Source organism: Micromonospora sp. WMMD882 (assembly GCF_027497255.1).
Taxonomy (GTDB): domain Bacteria; phylum Actinomycetota; class Actinomycetes; order Mycobacteriales; family Micromonosporaceae; genus Micromonospora.
Genome location: NZ_CP114903.1, coordinates 2,977,253 through 2,995,282, shown reverse-complemented (window position 1 = coordinate 2,995,282; position 18,030 = coordinate 2,977,253). Strand labels below are relative to the sequence as shown.

Sequence of the window (18,030 nt, the reverse complement as noted above, 5' to 3'; positions counted from 1 at the left end):
GACTCCCGGTGGCGGGGGCTGGCACCAGACTACTGTCCCAACGAGCCGGGCCGTAAGGTTGGCACGCGACTTCGACGAGGAAGTGAGGGCAGCGTGGGCGAGTTCGTGCGGCTGGAGACCCAGGGCGGCATCGGCACCATCCGGCTGGACCGGCCGCCGATGAACGCGCTCAACACCCAGCTCCAGGAGGAGCTGCGGGCCGCCGCCACGGCCGCCGCCGCCGACCCCGAGGTCCGCGCCGTCATCGTGTACGGCGGGGAGAAGGTCTTCGCCGCCGGCGCGGACATCAAGGAGATGGCCGACATGTCCTACGTGGACATGGCGCAGCGGGCGGCCGACCTCTCCAGCGCGCTCGGCGCGTTCACCCGGATCCCCAAGCCGGTGGTCGCCGCGATCACCGGTTACGCCCTCGGTGGCGGTTGCGAGCTGGCGCTGGCCTGTGACTGGCGAGTGGTGGCCGAGGACGCCAAACTCGGCCAGCCGGAGATCAGGCTCGGCATCATCCCGGGCGCGGGCGGCACCCAGCGGCTGGCCCGGCTGGTCGGCCCGGCCCGGGCCAAGGAGCTGATCATGTCGGGTCGGATGGTCGACGCGCAGGAGGCGCTGCGGATCGGGCTGGCCGACCGGGTGGTGCCGGCCGCCGACGTGCACCTGGCCGCCATGGAGCTGGTCAAGCCGTACCTGGACGGTCCGGCGCAGGCGTTGCGGGCGGCGAAACTGGCCGTCGACGGCGGCCTCGACATGGATCTGGGCTCCGGCCTGGCGTGGGAGAGCCAGCTCTTCGCGGCGCTGTTCGCCACCGAGGACCGGCGCGAGGGCATGGCCGCCTTCGTCGAGAAGCGCAAGCCCCGCTTCACCGGCCGCTGACCGGGGCGGCGCGCCGAGGAATCTTCACGTCCACGTGACCGACGGGTAACCTCGGACCGGCCACGTGACGGGAGAGGGGCGAGGAATGACGGAGCGGATCGAGGGGCACGGCGGTGAGCTGGCGCTCGCGGCGCTGCGCGCGTACGGCGTACGCGAGATGTTCACCCTCTCCGGCGGGCACGTCTTCCCGCTCTACGACGCCGCGCACACGACCGACTTCCCCGTGTACGACGTGCGGCACGAGCAGTCGGCGGTGTTCGCCGCCGAGGCGGTGGCCAAGCTCCAGCGTCGCCCCGGCCTCGCCGTGCTCACCGCCGGCCCCGGCGTCACCAACGGCATCTCCGGCCTGACCAGCGCCTTCTTCAACGCCTCCCCGGTGCTGGTGCTGGGGGGCAGGGCGCCGGCGTTCCGCTGGGGCTCGGGCAGCCTCCAGGAGATGGACCATCTCCCGCTGGTCCGGCCGGTCACCAGGCACGCCGAGACGATCTTCGACACCGACGGCATCCCCGGGGCGGTGGCCGCCGCGCTGGACGCCGCGCTCACCCCGCACCGCGGGCCGGTCTTCCTCGACGTACCGCTGGAAGTGATCTTCTCGACCGGCGAGGCGGACCTGCCGACCGGCGCGGCCCCCGCGCCGCTGGCGGCGGACCCGGACGAGGTCGCCCGGACGGCCGAGCTGATCGCCGGCGCGCAGCGGCCGGTGATCGTGGCCGGGTCGGACGTGTGGGCCGGCGGCGCGGTGGACGCGTTGCGGGCGGCGGCCGAGGCGCTCGTCGTGCCGGTGTTCACCAACGGCATGGGGCGCGGCGCGCTCCCGCCGGAGCATCCGCTCGCCTTCGCCAAGGCCCGGCGGGCCGCCCTGGGCGGCGCCGACGTGGTCGTGGTGATCGGTACCCCGCTGGATTTCCGCCTCGGCTTCGGCGACTTCGGCGACGCGCGGGTGGCGCACGTCGTCGACGCGCCGAGCCAGCGCGCCTCGCACGTCGAGACGGCCGTCTCGCCCGCCGGTGACCTGCGGCTGATCCTCACCGCGCTGGCCGACCACTCCGGCGACCGGGTCGACCACGCCGACTGGGTCGCCGAGCTGCGCGTCAAGGAGGACGCCGCGAAGGCCCGCGACGCCGCCGAGCTGGCCGCCGACAGCGACCCGATCCGCCCCGGCCGGGTCTACGGCGAGCTGCGCAAGGTGCTCGCCCCGGACGCCATCACCATCGGCGACGGCGGTGACTTCGTCTCGTACGCCGGCCGTTACCTGGAGCCGGCCCGGCCGGGCACCTGGCTGGACCCGGGCCCGTACGGCTGCCTCGGCACCGGCATGGGGTACGCGATGGGGGCCCGGATCACCCACCCCGACCGGCAGGTCTGCGTGCTGCTGGGCGACGGCGCGGCCGGGTTCTCGCTGATGGACGTGGAGTCGCTGGTCCGGCAGAAGCTGCCGGTGGTGATGGTGGTCGGCAACAACGGCATCTGGGGGCTGGAGAAACACCCGATGCGCGCCATGTACGGCTACGACCTCGCCGCCGACCTCCAGCCGGAGCTGCGCTACGACCAGGTGGTGACCGCGCTGGGCGGGGCCGGCGAGACGGTGGCGAAGGCCGCCGACCTGGGGCCGGCGCTGGAACGCGCCTTCGACGCCGGGGTGCCGTACCTGGTCAACGTGCTCACCGACCCGACCGACGCGTACCCGCGCTCCTCCACCCTCGCCTGAGGCGAAAATCGTCAGCGGCTTCCCCGCGCGCGCCGTAGGGTCGGGCCGTGGCACGACGGAAAAGTGTCATACCCGTCGTCCATGCTGCGTGCCGACATCTGCGCCACGACACGGGGGAGTTGTTGTCCATGACCCATGCCATCCGGGCTGAGGGGTTGGTCAGGCGTTTCGGCGCCACCACCGCGCTCGCCGGAGTCGACCTGGCGGTGCCGAGCGGGACGGTCTTCGGCCTGCTCGGCCCGAACGGGGCCGGAAAGACCACCACGGTACGGGTGCTCGCCACCCTGCTCCGCGCCGACGAGGGGCACGCCACCGTCGCCGGGTACGACGTCGCCCGGGACGCCCACCGGGTCCGCCAGGCGATCGGACTGACCGGGCAGTACGCCTCGGTGGACGAGGCCCTCACCGGCGCGGAGAATCTGCTGCTCATCGGCCGGCTGCTCGGGCTGCGCCGGTCGGACGCGAAGGCCCGCGCCCGGCAGTTGCTCGCCGACTTCGACCTGACCGACGCGGGCGACCGGTCCGCCAAGACCTACTCCGGCGGGATGCGTCGGCGGCTCGACCTGGCCGCCAGCCTGGTCGGCCGCCCGCAGGTGCTCTTCCTCGACGAGCCGACCACCGGGCTCGACCCGCGCAGCCGCACCGAGCTGTGGGAGATCGTCCGGGGTCTGGTCGCCGACGGGGTCACCGTGCTGCTCACCACGCAATACCTGGAGGAGGCCGACCAGCTCGCCAGCGAGATCGCCGTGGTCGACCACGGGCGGGTGATCGCCCAGGGCGCCCCGGAGGAGCTGAAGGCGAAGACCGGCGGGCAGACGCTCAGCGTACGGCCCGAGCGGGCCGCCGACCTGCCGACCGTGCTCGCCATCGCCGGGCAAGTCACCGGGCACGCCCCGGAGGTCGCCCAGACCACCGTCACCGTCCCGGTGAACGACTCGTCGGTGTTGCCGGCCGTGGTGCGCCGGCTCGACGAGTCCGGGGTGGCCGTGGCCGAGCTGGCGCTGCGTGGGGCCAGCCTCGACGAGGTCTTCCTCTCCCTGACCGGCCACCGGGCCGAGTCGGAGACCCCCGCCGACGCCGAGCTGGAAGGCACCCTGGCATGACCGCCGTCACCGCGCCCGCCCCGCTGGCCCCGACCCGGCGGCCCGGCCCGGTCGCCGGGCTGTCGCACACCGTCACCCTGGCCTGGCGGAGCCTGGTGCAGATCAAGCACAACCCGGCGGAGTTGCTCGACCTGAGCATCCAGCCGGTGATGTTCGTGCTGCTCTTCACGTACGTCTTCGGTGGGGCGATCGCCGGCTCCCCGGGCGAGTACCTCACCTTCGCGCTGCCCGGCATCATCGTGCAGAACGCGTTCTTCGCCACCATGACCACCGGCTTCGGCCTCAACAACGACCTCACCAAGGGTGTCTTCGACCGGCTGCGGTCGTTGCCGATCGCCCGGTGGGCCCCGCTGGCCGGGCGGATCCTCGCCGACACGGTCAAGCAGGCATGGTCGGTCTCACTGCTGATCGGGGTCGGCGCGATCCTCGGGTTCCGGCTGCACAACGGCCCGCTCGGGCTGGTCGGGGCGCTCGCCCTGCTGCTGGCCTTCTCGCTGGCGGCGGCCTGGGTGTCGGTGCTGGTCGGGGTGATGGTCAGCGAGCCGGAGAAGGTGCAGATCTTCGGGTTCATGGTGATCTTCCCGTTGACCTTCACCAGCAACGCCTTCGTGCCCACCGAGACCATGCCCGGTTGGTTGCAGTCCTGGGTGGAGGTCAACCCGGTGACCGTGCTCGCCGACGCGCTGCGCGGCCTGCTGGTCGGTGGTCCGGTGGCCGCCCCGGTGGTCCAGTCGCTGCTCTGGGGCGCCGTGCTCACCGCGGTCTTCGCCCCGCTGGCGGTCCGGGCGCTCCGCCGTCGGGTCTGACCGGTCGAGCGGTCCGGGTCGGGGCCCCCGGGTCAGGCGGTCTGGTCCGGGTCGGGGCGCCGGTCGGTGGTGTCGGCCCGGCCCGGTTCCGGCCGCCGGTCGGGGGCGTCCGTCGGGTCGGGGTCGCGCAGCTTCTCCTCGCGTCGCCGCAGGTCCTCCTCCCAGCGCCGGAACAGCTCCTCGTCCTGCTTCCGCGTCGACTCGTCAAGGGACTTCAGGAACTCGGGGTTGTCGTCCGGGGCGACCGGCCCCCGACGCGGGGCGGCGGGGCGTGGCGCGTCACCGGCCCGGACGGGGCGACCGGCGACGAACCAGCCGGCCGCGCCGAGCAGCGGCACCAGCAGGATGGCCAGCACCCAGACGAACCGGGGAGCGCCCCTGACCTTGTGCTTGTCGGTGGAGAGGCAGTCGATCAACGCCAGCGAGGCGAGGACCACCTGGATCACGAAGAGGAGAAGGAAGACCCGGACCATTCCCCAATCATGACGCACTCCGAGCAGGTCACCACAGGGTCGGCGACACGAGCGCCACGCCGAGCACGGCGTACCCGGCGGCGGCCAGCGCGACCAGCGACAGCCGGGGGCCACCGGTGCGGGCCGGGCCGGTCCCGGTGGCGCGGGGCCAGCAGACGGTGACCGCCGCGCCCCAGACGAGCAGGGCGAACACGGCCGCCAACGCGCCTGCCACCCCGCCGGCCGCCAGGGCCAGCCGGACGGTCAGCACGGTGACGACGGTGAGCGCCAGCGCGGTCCGTCGCCAGGCGAGCCGGGTCCGCTCGGGTTGCAGCCCAGGGTCGGCGCTCACCGGAACGCCGCTCCTTGCCCCGCGCGGCGGCTTCCCACCGGCCGCCGGCCGCCCGCCAGCGCCGTCGCCCGCGCCGGGCCGGTCACGAGCGGCCGACCGCGCGGACCAGGACCGCCACCACCAGCAGCGTCGCGCCGAGCCCGACCAGCAGCGCGAGGACGGCCGGGAACCGGGACGCGGGCAGCTCCTCGCCCAGCCGGATGGCCCGTTCGGTACGCGCCCAGTGGTCCACCGCCCGGACGGCCACCGTCCCACCGAGCAGCAGCAGCGCGATCGCGATCACCTCGCGCAGGTGGTCCAGGGGCAGCGGCGGCAGGAACTGGGCGGCGGCGAGCCCACCCGCGATCAGCGCCAGCCCGGTGCGCAGCCAGGCCAGGAAGGTGCGCTCGTTGGCCAGCGAGAACCGGTAGTCGGGACGGGTACCCACCGTCCGGATCTCCTGCGGGTCGAACCACCGCCTGATCGCCTGCCACACATCGTCATTATCAGGTCGACGCCGGACGTAGCCTGGACCGATGACGGATCTTGACGCCACCACCCTGCGCGACGCGTACGACAGGCAGCTCCGGCCGGACGTCCCGAACCCGGTTCCGGACGGGGTGACCGTCGAGCGGGACGGCCCGTTGACCCGGATCGTCGGCCTCGACCACCGGGGCTTCCTCACCTACCGTGACCTGGGCGGGTTGACCGGGGACGAGCTGGACGCCCTGATCGTCCGCCAGCGGGAGCTGTTCCGCGCCCGCGGCGAAGCGGTCGAGTGGAAGCTCTTCGGCCACGACCAGCCGGCCGACCTGGCCGACCGGCTCCGGGCCGCCGGGTTCGTGCCGGAGGACCCGGAGACCGTCGTGGTCGGCGCGATCGCCCCGCTCGCCGCCGCCGTCCCGGTGCTGCCCGACGGGGTACGCCTGCGTGAGGTCGCCGACCGAGCCGACCTGGACCGGATCGCGGCCATGCTGACCGAGGTCTCCGGCGCGGACCGCAGCCACCTGGCCGACGGGCTGGCCCGGGAGATCGCCGCCGACCCGCAGTCGGTCACCGTGGTGCTGGCCGAGGCCGGGGAGACGGTGGTCGCCGCCGGCTGGGTGCGGTACGTGCCCGACACCGGCTTCGCCACCTTCTGGGGTGGCTCGACCCGGCCGCAGTGGCGGCGACGTGGCGTCTACCGGGCCCTGGTGACCCACCGGGCGCGGCTGGCGGCCCAGCGGGACCGCACCCTGGCGCAGGTGGACGCCCTTCCGACGAGCCGGCCGATCCTGGAGCGGCTCGGCTTCGTCCCGGTCACCACCACCACGCCGTACGTCTACACTCCGTGATCATGGGGGAGTCGCTGACCGCCGAGGAGAGGCTGATCCTCAGGGCCGGCGCGTTCGGCGCGGTCTACCTGGTGTCGAACGCCGATCCGGGACTGCTGGGCATGATCCGGGAGAGTTTCGCCGCGTCCGGCGTGATCATGGACGCGCAGGGGGTGGTGCGGCAGGCGCTCACCTCCGGTCCGCTGCCCAGGTTGCCGCAGGGTCCGGCGGCACAGGTCGAGTCGGCTGTGCTGACGACGCTGGGGCAGGCGCTGGCGATCCTGCGGGCGAAGGCCCCGGCCGAGGTGGCCGCGTACCGCTCGGTGGTGCTGACCGCCGCGGACCGGGTGGCCCGCGCGCACCGGGGCGTGGACCCCGCCGAGCAGGCGGCGATCGAGCGGGTCAGAACGGTGCTCGACAGCGCGCCCTGAACACGAGCCCCGCCTCGCCCCGCCCCGCCCCGCCTCGCCCCGCCCCGCGCCCGTCCCGCCCGTCCCGCCTTGTTGTTTCGTGGAAGTGGGCCTGTCCTGGCCGCCGGATGCCGCGATATCGCCGAAACCGGGGGCGGTCATGCCCGCCGAGGGCGTTCCTCGGGGGCGGGGGCCGGGGACGGCGGTCGTCCGGCTGACGCCCAGAGGGTCCGGACGGCGCGCCGGACGCAGGCTTCGCGCAGCCCACCGCAGGCGCACCGGTGCCCCGTCGGGGGTGTTCCCAGGCACGGCCACCCGACCCGCCCGGGGTCGGCGCGCCGGGCCCGGTCGGCCGGTAGGCCCCAGGCAGGGCGGGCCGCCGCGTGAAGGTCACGCGGGCGCGCGTCGTCCGGCTGACCTGACATGTCATGACACCTCCCGGCTTGAGACGGTAACCGGTGATCATCATTCGAGTGAGCTGAGTCACGCTGAGCCCCCCGAAGGGGAATGCTACTGACAGGTAACATGGCGGTACGGGCAACTGCTACACAGCCTGCGGTTGACCGGCGTCCCGGAAGGCGCGAGGCTGCGCCCGAAGGGCCGGGCGGGGCCACGTCCAGAGATCAGGCGGGGCTCCGGCCAGAATGGGGCGAAGGTCGCGCCCGACACCGGGCGGGGCCCGCCTCGCCCGACACCGGGCGGGCAGAGCCATCACCACCACAGGAGGGGTCGTCGAAGCGCGATGAACATCGTCGTACTCGTCAAGCAGGTGCCCGACTCGGGCGCGGACCGCAACCTGCGCAGTGACGACAACACCGTCGACCGCGGCTCGGCGAACAACGTCATCAACGAGATGGACGAGTACGCCATCGAAGAGGCGCTGAAGATCAAGGAAGCGCACGGTGGCGAGGTCACCATCCTGACCATGGGGCCGGACCGGGCGACCGAGTCGATCCGCAAGGCGCTGTCCATGGGGCCGGACAAGGCCGTCCACGTGTTGGACGACGCCCTGCACGGCTCCTGCGCGGTCGCCACCTCCAAGGTGCTCGCCGCCGCCCTGGGCACGCTCGCCGCCGACCTGGTCCTCTGCGGCGCGGAGTCGACCGACGGCCGGGTCCAGGTCCTGCCGCACATGCTCGCCGAACGGCTGGGCGTGGCCGCGCTGACCGGCGCGCGGAAGCTGACCGTCGACGGCGGCACGCTGACCGTCGAGCGGCAGACCGAGGAGGGCTACGAGGTGGTCACCGCCTCGACCCCGGCCGTGGTCTCGGTGTGGGACACCATCAACGAGCCGCGCTACCCGTCGTTCAAGGGCATCATGGCGGCCAAGAAGAAGCCGGTGCAGACGCTCTCCCTGGCCGACCTGGGGGTCGCGCCGAGCGAGGTCGGCTTCGACGGCGCGACCAGCGCCGTGGTGGAGCACAGCAAGCGTCCGCCGCGCTCCGGCGGCGCGAAGATCACCGACGAGGGGGACGGCGGCGTGAAGCTCGTCGAGTTCCTCGCCACCGAGAAGTTCGTGTGAGGGGTCCGGACATGTCTGAGGTTCTCGTCGTCGTCGAAGCCACCCGGGAGTTCGGCGTCAAGAAGGTCACCCTGGAGATGCTCACCCTCGCCCGCGAGCTGGGCACGCCCGCCGCGGTGGTGCTGGGTGGCCCCGGCGCGGCCGAGGCGCTGACCGCCACGCTCGGCGAGTACGGCGCGGAGAAGGTCTACGCGGCCGAGAGCGAGGAGATCGACGGCTACCTGGTGGCCCCGAAGGCCACCGTCGTCGCCGAGCTGGTCCGGCGGACGCAGCCGGCCGCCGTCCTGCTGGCGTCCAGCCAGGAGGGCAAGGAGATCGCGGCCCGGCTGGCGGTCAAGCTGGACAACGGCATCCTCACCGACGTGGTGGCCCTCGCCGCCGACGGCACCGCCACCCAGGTCGCCTTCGCCGGCTCGACCATCGTCACGTCCCGGGTGACCCGGGGGCTGCCGCTGGTCACCGTCCGGCCGAACTCGGTCAACCCGGCGCCCGCCGCGGCGACGCCGGCGGTCGAGCAGCTCACCGTGGCGGTGACCGACACCGACAAGCTCGCGAAGGTCGTCGACCGGGTCGCCGAGCAGAAGGGCTCCCGCCCCGAGCTGACCGAGGCGTCGGTCGTCGTCTCCGGCGGCCGGGGAGTCGGCAACGCCGACAACTTCAAGCTGGTCGAGGAGCTGGCCGACCTGCTCGGCGGCGCGGTAGGGGCGTCCCGGGCCGCCGTCGACTCCGGCTACTACCCGCACCAGTTCCAGGTGGGCCAGACCGGCAAGACGGTCTCCCCGCAGCTCTACGTCGCGCTGGGCATCTCCGGCGCCATCCAGCACCGGGCCGGCATGCAGACCTCGAAGACCATCGTCGCGGTGAACAAGGACGGCGAGGCGCCGATCTTCGAGCTGGCCGACTTCGGCGTGGTCGGCGACCTGTTCAAGATCGTTCCGCAGAGCGCCGAGGAGATCCGCAAGCGCAAGTGAGTCCCACCGCCGCCCCGAGCGGGTCGGCGGAGAACCGGACGGGGGTCGCGGAACGTCGTTCCGCGACCCCCGTCGTGTCGTCCCGGCCGTACGGGAAGGGAGCTGATCGGCGGGCCGGGGAGCTGATCCGGCCCGCCGATCAGCCCGTCAGGGTGCCCCGCAACAGGCTGTCACCGGAGTGGGCGGTGTCGTTGTCGTACTGCTCGGCGGAGACGTCCACCACCGAGTACCGGTCGAGGTCGACGTTCGGAGGCAACGGTAACAGCGCGTCGGGCCCCTCGCCGAGAACGCCCACCGAGAACATCTCCATGGTCTGCGGGTCGATCAGCCACACCTCGTGGTAGCCGGGGGCCTCGGGCAGGTTCGACACGTGCAGGTGCAACCGGCCGTCGGCGAACACCCGGGCGTCCCCGCTGGCCTCCGGCGGCGTCGGCCCGTACGCGGACAACGGCGCGCTGGCCAGCACCCGGGGCGGCGGTTCGGGGGCGTCGGGGCGTACCACGGTCAGGGTGCCGACGACGCCGACCGCCGCGGCGGCGGCGGCGGTCAACGCCGTGCCCACCCAACGGGAGACCCGGCGCGGTCGCCGCGCGGCCCGAGACCGCACCGGCCGTGCGCCCAGGGAGCCGGGTCGCGCGTCGGGCGGGTCGACCGGCTCTGGGCCGACGGGGCGTGGGTCGGTGGGTCGTGGTTCGGCGGGTCGTGCGCCGATGGAGCCCGGGCCGACGGAGCCCGGGTCGACGGAGCCCGGGTCGGCGGGTCGTGGGTCGACCGGCCCGGGAGCGGCTGCCGTCGCCGGGGCGTCGTCGTGGGCCCGGGTCAGCGACGGCAGCGCCTGCGCGGCGGCCACCTCGGCGGCGATGGCGTCCCAGACCGGCGCGGGCGGCGCGGGCAGGTCGCGCAGCGCCTGCGTCTCCGCGCCGATCCCGGCGACGTGCCGCAGCGCGTCCAGCTCGGCCCGGCACCGCGCGCAGGTATCGAGGTGGTGGTTCTCGCCGGCGTCCGACTCGTGCTCACCGAGCGCCAGAAATACCAGCCGGTCGTGCTCCAGGTGCTGTCGCACCGTCCACCTCCCATCGACGTTTCAGGGTCGCCATGCCACGGCGGATGTGGCTCTTGACCGTGCCCAGCGGCACTCCGGTCACCGTCGCTATCTGCTGGTGGGTCAGGTCGTCGAAGAACGCCAGTTCGAGCATGCGGCGCTGGTCGGCGGGGAGGCGGGCCAGCTCGTCGGCGATCACCAGCCGGTCCACCACCCGGTCCGGGTCCGGTCCGGTCGACTCCGGTTCGGGTAACTGCCGTACGGTCTCGACCGCTCTGGTCTCCCGGGCCGCCACCCGCAACCGGTCCACCACCTTGCGCCGGGTGATCCCGAGCAGCCAGCCGACCAGCGAGCCCTTCGTCGGGTCGAACGTCTCCCGGCCCAGCCAGGCCGCGACGAACGCCGCCTGGGTGACGTCCTCGGCGTCGGCCCGGTTGACCAGCGTGCTGGTGGCCAGGTGGAACACCGACCGGCCGTACCTGTCGTACGCCTCCCGCAGCGCGGCCTCGTCGCCGGCGCGGAACCGTTCGGCCAGGTCGTCGTGCCGGGGAGGCCCGGTGTCGGATGTCTCCGCCGTCACCGGGCGGGAAACCTTACGTGGGGCATGCCCGACTGTAACCCCCGCTCCTGTGCGGTCGACGCCTGCGCCTGCCGGTCCCGTGCCCGCGACCCGGCGGCCCGTGCCTGCGGCGCGGTGGCCCGTGCCCGGGGCGATCGCGTCCGTGCCTGCGGCGCGGTGGCCCGTGCCGCAGGCGATCGCGTCCGTGCCCGTGGCCATCGCACCACCCTCCGGTCGGGCGCCGGCGTTCCCGCGCTCACCCGGGTTGTTCGACGCCGGACCGCCCGCCGGATGCGGACCGGGCGGAGAAAAAGAAAACCGACCTGCCCGCATCCGGCCGGCGCGGCGTCGTCGTAACCCGTCGTACAAGCCAGGCCTGGCGAGATCGGCACTTTCCGTAGCGAGATCGGTTCCCACCATCAGGAGGAACAGCCATGCAGGTCACGTACTTCCGTCGGGTCACCGCGGGCGCCGCGGTGGCCGTGGCGACGTTCGCCGGCGTCAGCGCCGTCACCGCCACGCCCGCGTACGCCGCCACCTCCCAGGTCTCCGTGGTGCACGGCATCCCGGACACCCCGGTCGACGTCTACGTCAACGGCGAGAAGACGCTCGACAACTTCCAGCCCGGTGACGTGGCGGGCCCGCTGGACCTCGCCGAGGGCGCCTACGACATCGCCCTGACCAGGCCGGGTCAGCCGGTCGGCAGCGCGATCCTCAGCGTGGACGACGCGCAGGTGCCGGGCGGGGCGAACATCAGCATCGCCGCCCACCTCGACGCCAACGGTCAACCGAAGATCACCCCGTTCGTCAACGACACCGCCAAGGTCGACGCGGGCAAGGCCCGGCTGATCGTCCGGCACACCGCCGCCGCCCCGGCGGTGGACGTCCGGGCCGGCGGCGAGCCGGTGTTCGAGGACCTGACCAACCCGAACGAGGCCAAGGCGGACGTCGACGCCGGCGCCGTCTCGGCGGACGTGGTGCTCGCCGGCACCGACACCGTGGCGATCGGCCCGGCCGAGCTGAACCTGGCCGAGGGCACCGCCACCGTCGTGTTCGCGATCGGCTCGGCCGAGGGCGACAACCTGGAACTGGTCGCGCAGACCATCGAGGGGTTGCACTCCGCGCCGAACGGGGTGCCCAGCGGTGACGGCGGCCTCGCGGCCACCGGCCCGGCCGCCTGGTGGTACCTGCTCGCCGGGGCCGGCGTGCTGCTGCTGGTCGGCGGCGGCGCGCGGACGGTCGCCGTCCGGGTCGGCCGCCGGTGACGGTGCGCAACCGCGGCGCGCTGGCGGCGATGGCCGCCGGCGCTGCCGCGCTCACCGTCGCCACGGTGGTCGCCTGCCGCGCCCGACCGGCGGAGAACGTCGGCGGCGCGGACGTCGAACGGCTGGCGAGCCCCACGTCGACGGCGCCCGCCCCGGCAGCCCCCCGGATCCCGGTGGCCACCGGTGACCTGCCGAGCGTCGCCGCCGCCACCGTCCCGCCGGTCCGGCTGCGCATCCCGGCGATCGACGTCACCGCCACCGTGGACCCGGTGGGCGTGGACGCGGGCACCGGCGAGTTCGCCGTGCCGCCCAGCGTGGACGAGGTCGGCTGGTACCGGTACGGCCCCGGTCTGGAGGCCGGGCGCGGCTCCATCGTCGTCGCCGGGCACGTGGACAGCGCCACCCAGGGTCGAGGGGCGTTCCACCGGCTCCGGGAGCTGGACCGGGGCGACACCGTCACGCTCACCGGCCGGGACGGGACGGACCGCGCGTACCGGGTGGTGGCCCGCGAGGAGTACGACAAGACGAGGATTCCGCTGGAGCGGTACTTCGCCCGCGACGGCGAGGTCCGGCTCACCCTGATCACCTGCGGTGGCCCGTTCGACGCCGAGGCCCGCCGCTACCGGGACAACGTCGTGGTCACCGCCGTACCGGCCTGACCCGCCCGCGCCGGCCCCGGCCAGGGACGCGGGCCGGGCCCGCGCCGGCCTCGGCCAGGGACGCAGGCACAGGGACGGATACGCTGAACGCGATGGCATACCTGGATCACGCGGCGACCACCCCGATGCTCGACGAGGCGCTGGCGGCGTACACCGCCGCGGCCCGTGACGTCGGCAACCCGTCGTCCCTGCACGCGGCGGGACGGCGGGCCCGCCGTCGGGTGGAGGAGTCCCGGGAACGGGTGGCCGCCGCGCTCGGCTCCCGCCCGTCCGAGGTGGTCTTCACGGCCGGCGGGACGGAGAGCGACAACCTCGCGGTCAAGGGGATCTTCTGGGCCCGCCGGGACGCCGGCCGGGACCGGGTCGTCTCCAGCGCCGTCGAGCACCACGCCGTGCTCGACGCGGTGGACTGGCTGGTCGGCCACGAGCGGGCCGGGGTGGGCTGGCTGCCGGTCGACCAGGCCGGGCGGCTCGACCCGGAACGGCTGCGCGCCGAACTGGCCGAGCACCCCGACCGGGTGGCCCTGGTGACGGCGATGTGGGCGAACAACGAGGTCGGCACCGTCCAACCGGTCGCCGAGCTGGCCGCGGTCGCCGCCGAGCACGGGGTGCCGTTCCACACCGACGCGGTCCAGGCCGTCGGGCAGGTCCCGGTGGACTTCGCCGCCAGCGGGGTGGCCGCGCTGACCGTCACCGGCCACAAGCTCGGCGGCCCGACCGGGGTGGGCGCGCTGCTGCTCGCCCGGGACGTCTCGGCCACGCCGTTGCTGCACGGCGGCGGCCAGGAGCGGGACGTCCGCTCCGGCACGCTCGACACGGCCGGCATCGTCGCGTTCGCGGTCGCGGTGGAGACCGCGGTGAAGAACCAGCAGGAGTACGCCGCCCGGGTGGCCGCCCTCCGCGACGACCTGGTGGAACGGGTCCGGCGGGCGGTCCCCGAGGCGGTGCACAACGGCGACCGGTCCGACCGGCTGCCCGGCAACGCGCACTTCTCGTTCCCGGGTTGCGAGGGGGACGCGCTGCTGCTGCTGCTGGACGCCCAGGGCATCGCCTGCTCGACCGGGTCGGCCTGCTCGGCCGGGGTGGCCCAACCTTCGCACGTCCTGCTGGCGATGGGCGCGGACAACGACCGGGCCCGCTCGTCCCTGCGTTTCTCGCTCGGTCACACCTCGACCGCCGCCGACGTGGACGCGCTGGTCGCCGCGCTGCCGGCCGCCGTGGAGCGGGCGCGTCGGGCCGGCGCGATCCGCTCCGCCCGCGGCTGACCCGCCGCCCGCCCCGGGCTGACCCGCCGCCGCCCGCCCGGCGTACCGGCAGCGGCTACCCTCGACGAGGGGAAGGGAGTGTGCCGGTGAGGGTCTTGGCAGCGATGTCCGGCGGGGTCGACTCGGCGGTGGCCGCCGCGCGGGCGGTGGAGGCGGGGCACGACGTCACCGGCGTGCACCTGGCGCTGGCCCGTAACCCGCAGACCCACCGCACCGGGGCGCGCGGCTGCTGCACCCTGGAGGATTCGCGGGACGCCCGCCGCGCCGCCGACGTGCTCGGCATCCCGTTCTACGTGTGGGACATGGCCGACCGGTTCCAGGAGCACGTGGTCGACGACTTCGTGGCCGAGTACGCGGCCGGTCGTACCCCGAACCCGTGCCTGCGCTGCAACGAGAAGATCAAGTTCGCGGCGGTGCTGGACCGCGCGGTAGCCCTCGGGTTCGACGCCGTGGTCACCGGCCACCATGCCCGACTCGGCCCGGACGGGCTGCTGCGGCGCAGCGTCGACCTGGCCAAGGACCAGTCGTACGTGCTGGCCGTGCTCACCCGCGCGCAGCTCGACCGGTCGATGTTCCCGCTCGGCGACTCCACCAAGGCGCAGGTGCGCGCCGAGGCGGCCCGGCGGGGGCTGGCCGTGGCCGACAAGCCCGACTCGCACGACATCTGCTTCATCGCCGACGGCGACACCCGGGGCTTCCTCGCGGAGCGGCTCGGCGAGACGCCCGGCGACGTGGTCGACGCGGTCACCGGCGCGGTCGTCGGCAGCCACGCCGGCGCGTACGCGTACACCGTCGGCCAGCGGCGTGGCCTGCGCCTGGACCGGCCCGCCCCGGACGGTCGTCCCCGCTACGTGCTCTCCATCACCCCGGTGACCAACACGGTCACCGTCGGCCCCGCCGAGGCGCTGGAGGTCGACGAGGTGGACGCCGAGCGGCCGGTGTGGACCGCCGGTCCGCGCCCCGACCACCCGATCGAGTGCGAGGTGCAGCTCCGCGCGCACGGCAACGTGGCGCCCGCCACCGTCACCGTCACCGTCGACCGGCTGCGGGCCACCCTGCGCCGCCCGGTGCGGGGCGTCGCCGCCGGTCAGGCCGTCGTGGCGTACCGCCCCGACCCGGCCGGCGACGTCGTGCTCGGCTCGGCGACCGTACGATCCTGAGCGTCCGCGCTGCCCGACGGGCCCGCGTACCCGTCGGAGGGGTTTCTCCCGGACGGCTCGGGTTACCCTGTCGGCCGTGACTGATCAGCAGGTGTGGCCCTGGCCCCGTGGCGCGGCGACCGGGATCGGCTCGCTGCCCGGCGTCGACGTCGCCGAGGCGCAGCGCATCGTCCTCGGTGAGCTGCCCGCCCTGCCCCACCTGCCCGAGCTGCCGGCCCGGGGCCCCGGCGCGGACCTGATCGGCCGGGGCGCCGGGCTGCTGGTCGAGCTGCCGGTCGAGCTGTACGCGGCCCGCTGGCGGATCGCCCCGCGCCCGGGGCGGGACCTGCGCCGCGCCCGGGACCTGATGGAGCGGGACCTCGACCAGCTCGCCGAGCAGGCCGAGGAGTACGCCGGGCCGGTCAAGGTGCAGGCGGCCGGCCCGTTCACCCTGGCCGCCGCCCTGGAGCTGCCGATCGGCGGCCGGCTGCTGCGGGACCCGGGCGCGGTCCGGGACCTCACCGGCTCGCTCGCCGAGGGGCTGCGCGGGCACGTCGAGGCGGTCACCCGGCGGCTGCCCCGGGCCACCGTGCTGCTCCAGCTCGACGAGCCGTCCCTGCCGGCGGCGCTGGCCGGTCGGGTCCGCACGGAGAGCGGGCTCGGCACGTACCGGGCGGTGGAGCCGGAGGTCGCCAGGTCGACGCTGCGGACGGTGCTCGGGGCGGTCGGCGTGCCGACCGTCGTGCACTGCTGCGCGCCCGACGTGCCGCTGGAGCTGATCCGCACGGCCGGGGCGGCCGGCGTCGCGTTGGACCTCGCCCTGGTCACCGACCTGGACCCGCTCGGCGAGGCGATCGACGCCGGCCTGGGGCTGCTGGCCGGGGCCGCGCCGACGCTGCCCCCGCCGGCCGGTCGCGCGCCGTCGTCGGCGCAGGTCGCCGACCGGGTACGTCAGCTCTGGGACCGCCTCGGCTTCCCCCGCGCCCGACTGCCGGAGCAGGTGGTGGTCACCCCGGCGTGCGGCCTGGCCGGGGCGACCCCCGGGTACGCGCGGGACACGATGACCGCCTGCCGGGACGCCGCCCGGCGACTCGCCGAGGAGTAGTTTTCCTGTCGTACCCGGCGGGCAGGATGCCCGGCATGATCGGACACCTTCGCACCGTCGTCGTCGACTGCCCCGACCCGCGGGCCCTGGCCGGCTTCTACGCCGAGCTGACCGGCCTGACGGTCGCCGAGGACGAGTCGGACGACGGTTGGGTGACGCTCGGCGGCCCGCCCGGCCGGCATCCCCGGATCGCCTTCCAGCACGCGCCCGACCTGCGCCCGCCGGCCTGGCCGGACCCGGAGCGCCCCCAGCAGTTCCACCTGGACGTCCAGGTGGACGACATCGAGGTCGCCGAGCGGCAGGTGCTCGCGTTGGGCGCCCGGCGGCTGCCGGGTGAGGGCGACGACTTCCGGGTGTACGCCGACCCGGCCGGTCACCCGTTCTGCCTGGTCTACCAGTAGTCGCCCCGACCTGGCGGGGGCGGCCCCTCGCGGCGGCGACGACCGCGCCGTTCGGGCGGCGGGCGCTCGCGCCGGGCGTTTGCGTCGGGCGGGCAGGATGGTCGTCGTGATCGACACCACCGCCCGCCGGGCCGGCTCCCTGTACGGACTGGCCTACGGGGACGCGCTGGGCAAACCCACCGAGTTCCTGACCGTCGACGAGATCGTCCGCCGCTACGGCCCGGGCGGTCCCCGGGCGCTGACCGGTGACCCCGCCCTGGTCACCGACGACACCCAGATGGCGCTGGCGGTCGCCTGGGCGCTGCGGGACGCGCCGACGCTGACCCCGGAGGCGGTCGAGCCGCTGCTGCGGCGACGGTTCGTCGACTGGTCGGTCAGCCCGGAGAACGACCGCGCCCCCGGCATGACCTGCCTGCGGGCCTGCGACGGGCTGGCCCGGGGGCTGCGCTGGCAGGAGGCGACCCAGGCCGGCTCGAAGGGCTGCGGCGCGAACATGCGGGTCACCCCGGTCGGCCTGCTCGACGTCGACGACGACACGTTCGCCGGGCTGGCCCAGTTGCAGGCCGGGCTGACCCACGGCCACCCGACCGGGCTGGCCGCCAGCGAGCTGACCGCGTACGCCGTCCGGGCGCTGCGCGCCGGCGTGCCCCTGGCGGAGCTGCCGGACGAGCTGGTCGGGCACGCCCGCCGGCAGCGCCGGGTCTACCGGCACGACTGGCTGGGTGACCTGTGGCAGCGCCCGGGGGCGACCGACCCGGCCGAGTTCATCGCCCGCGGCTGGGACGAGTGCCTGGCCGTGCTGGCCCGGTTGACCCGGGCGCTCGCCGGCCCGGACGACGGCGGCGACCCGTGCCGGCTCACCGGGGAGGGGTGGATCGCCGAGGAGGCGCTGGCCACCGCCCTGTTCTGCGCCGTACGGCACGCCGACGACCCGGTGGCCGGGCTGGCCCGGGGCGCGACCACCGCCGGTGACTCCGACTCGATCGCCGCGTTGGCCGGCGCGTTCCTGGGCGCGGCGCACGGCATGGCCGCCTGGCCCGCCGACTGGGCCACCCGCATCGAGTACGCCGACCAGCTCGCCCTCCTCTCCACCAGGTAGGCGACCAGGAGGT

At 74.8% G+C, this 18,030-nt stretch carries 20 protein-coding genes; 15 read left to right on the top strand and 5 right to left on the bottom strand.

What is annotated here, in order from left to right; all coding sequences use genetic code 11:
- Positions 1-93 precede the first annotated feature (93 nt).
- From O7606_RS12245 to O7606_RS12230, 4 genes are all read left to right on the top strand, one after another.
- Positions 94-867 carry an enoyl-CoA hydratase-related protein gene (locus tag O7606_RS12245; protein ID WP_281599204.1) on the top strand — a complete coding sequence of 258 codons (774 nt, stop codon included), beginning with the start codon at positions 94-96 and terminating at the stop codon, positions 865-867.
- An 85-nt stretch (positions 868-952) separates the two neighbouring features.
- The gene (locus O7606_RS12240; RefSeq protein ID WP_281599202.1) at positions 953-2,575 is read left to right on the top strand and encodes an acetolactate synthase; all 1,623 of its coding nucleotides are present in this window, start codon (positions 953-955) and stop codon (positions 2,573-2,575) included.
- 128 nt (positions 2,576-2,703) lie between these two features.
- Entirely contained in the window at positions 2,704-3,678 is a 975-nt protein-coding gene (locus O7606_RS12235; RefSeq protein ID WP_281599201.1) for an ATP-binding cassette domain-containing protein, read from the top strand.
- Positions 3,675-4,484 carry an ABC transporter permease gene (locus tag O7606_RS12230; protein ID WP_281599200.1) on the top strand — a complete coding sequence of 270 codons (810 nt, stop codon included), beginning with the start codon at positions 3,675-3,677 and terminating at the stop codon, positions 4,482-4,484. The genes O7606_RS12235 and O7606_RS12230 overlap by 4 nt, the downstream gene beginning before the upstream one ends.
- A gap of 32 nt (positions 4,485-4,516) precedes the next feature.
- On the opposite strand, the gene O7606_RS12225 is transcribed toward O7606_RS12230, so the two are convergent.
- The 3 genes from O7606_RS12225 to O7606_RS12215 form a co-directional block, all read right to left on the bottom strand.
- A complete protein-coding gene (locus O7606_RS12225; RefSeq protein WP_281599198.1) occupies positions 4,517-4,957 on the bottom strand; it encodes a PLD nuclease N-terminal domain-containing protein in 441 nt (146 codons plus the stop codon).
- 28 nt (positions 4,958-4,985) lie between these two features.
- Positions 4,986-5,288, bottom strand: coding sequence for a DUF202 domain-containing protein (locus O7606_RS12220; RefSeq protein ID WP_281599196.1), 303 nt, complete (start codon positions 5,286-5,288; stop codon positions 4,986-4,988).
- 82 nt (positions 5,289-5,370) lie between these two features.
- Positions 5,371-5,763, bottom strand: coding sequence for a DUF202 domain-containing protein (locus O7606_RS12215; RefSeq protein ID WP_281599195.1), 393 nt, complete (start codon positions 5,761-5,763; stop codon positions 5,371-5,373).
- 40 nt (positions 5,764-5,803) lie between these two features.
- On the opposite strand from O7606_RS12215, the gene O7606_RS12210 reads away from it, so the two are divergent.
- The 4 genes from O7606_RS12210 to O7606_RS12195 all read left to right on the top strand — a co-directional run bounded on the left by O7606_RS12210 (position 5,804) and on the right by O7606_RS12195 (position 9,483).
- Positions 5,804-6,601, top strand: coding sequence for a GNAT family N-acetyltransferase (locus O7606_RS12210; RefSeq protein WP_281599193.1), 798 nt, complete (start codon positions 5,804-5,806; stop codon positions 6,599-6,601).
- Positions 6,602-6,603: 2 nt separating this feature from the next.
- Entirely contained in the window at positions 6,604-7,011 is a 408-nt protein-coding gene (locus tag O7606_RS12205; RefSeq protein WP_281599192.1) for a hypothetical protein, read from the top strand.
- Between the two features lie 721 nt (positions 7,012-7,732).
- On the top strand, positions 7,733-8,512 hold the full coding sequence (locus tag O7606_RS12200) for an electron transfer flavoprotein subunit beta/FixA family protein (RefSeq protein WP_281599191.1): 780 nt from the start codon (positions 7,733-7,735) through the stop codon (positions 8,510-8,512).
- Between the two features lie 11 nt (positions 8,513-8,523).
- Positions 8,524-9,483, top strand: coding sequence for an electron transfer flavoprotein subunit alpha/FixB family protein (locus O7606_RS12195; protein WP_281599190.1), 960 nt, complete (start codon positions 8,524-8,526; stop codon positions 9,481-9,483).
- A 139-nt stretch (positions 9,484-9,622) separates the two neighbouring features.
- Here the strand turns inward: O7606_RS12195 and O7606_RS12190 are convergent, their stop codons facing one another.
- Together O7606_RS12190 and O7606_RS12185 are read right to left on the bottom strand one after the other, a co-directional pair.
- Positions 9,623-10,546, bottom strand: a complete 924-nt coding sequence (locus O7606_RS12190; protein ID WP_281599189.1) for an anti-sigma factor — start codon at positions 10,544-10,546, stop codon at positions 9,623-9,625.
- Positions 10,497-11,105: a sigma-70 family RNA polymerase sigma factor gene (locus tag O7606_RS12185; RefSeq protein WP_281599187.1), complete on the bottom strand. Its 609-nt coding sequence runs from the start codon at positions 11,103-11,105 to the stop codon at positions 10,497-10,499. The genes O7606_RS12190 and O7606_RS12185 overlap by 50 nt, the downstream gene beginning before the upstream one ends.
- Positions 11,106-11,518: 413 nt before the next feature.
- On the opposite strand from O7606_RS12185, the gene O7606_RS12180 reads away from it, so the two are divergent.
- The 7 genes from O7606_RS12180 to O7606_RS12150 all read left to right on the top strand — a co-directional run bounded on the left by O7606_RS12180 (position 11,519) and on the right by O7606_RS12150 (position 18,017).
- On the top strand, positions 11,519-12,349 hold the full coding sequence (locus tag O7606_RS12180; RefSeq protein ID WP_281599185.1) for a DUF4397 domain-containing protein: 831 nt from the start codon (positions 11,519-11,521) through the stop codon (positions 12,347-12,349).
- Positions 12,346-13,008, top strand: a complete 663-nt coding sequence (locus O7606_RS12175) for a class F sortase (RefSeq protein WP_281599184.1) — start codon at positions 12,346-12,348, stop codon at positions 13,006-13,008. The genes O7606_RS12180 and O7606_RS12175 overlap by 4 nt, the downstream gene beginning before the upstream one ends.
- 92 nt (positions 13,009-13,100) lie before the next feature.
- Positions 13,101-14,273 carry a cysteine desulfurase family protein gene (locus O7606_RS12170; RefSeq protein ID WP_281599183.1) on the top strand — a complete coding sequence of 391 codons (1,173 nt, stop codon included), beginning with the start codon at positions 13,101-13,103 and terminating at the stop codon, positions 14,271-14,273.
- 86 nt (positions 14,274-14,359) lie between these two features.
- A complete protein-coding gene (mnmA, locus tag O7606_RS12165; protein WP_281599182.1) occupies positions 14,360-15,433 on the top strand; it encodes a tRNA 2-thiouridine(34) synthase MnmA in 1,074 nt (357 codons plus the stop codon).
- 76 nt (positions 15,434-15,509) lie between these two features.
- The gene (locus O7606_RS12160; protein ID WP_281599181.1) at positions 15,510-16,517 is read left to right on the top strand and encodes a methionine synthase; all 1,008 of its coding nucleotides are present in this window, start codon (positions 15,510-15,512) and stop codon (positions 16,515-16,517) included.
- Positions 16,518-16,552: 35 nt separating this feature from the next.
- Positions 16,553-16,918: a VOC family protein gene (locus tag O7606_RS12155; RefSeq protein WP_281599180.1), complete on the top strand. Its 366-nt coding sequence runs from the start codon at positions 16,553-16,555 to the stop codon at positions 16,916-16,918.
- 97 nt (positions 16,919-17,015) lie between these two features.
- Positions 17,016-18,017, top strand: a complete 1,002-nt coding sequence (locus O7606_RS12150) for an ADP-ribosylglycohydrolase family protein (RefSeq protein ID WP_281599179.1) — start codon at positions 17,016-17,018, stop codon at positions 18,015-18,017.
- Positions 18,018-18,030: the final 13 nt, after the last annotated feature.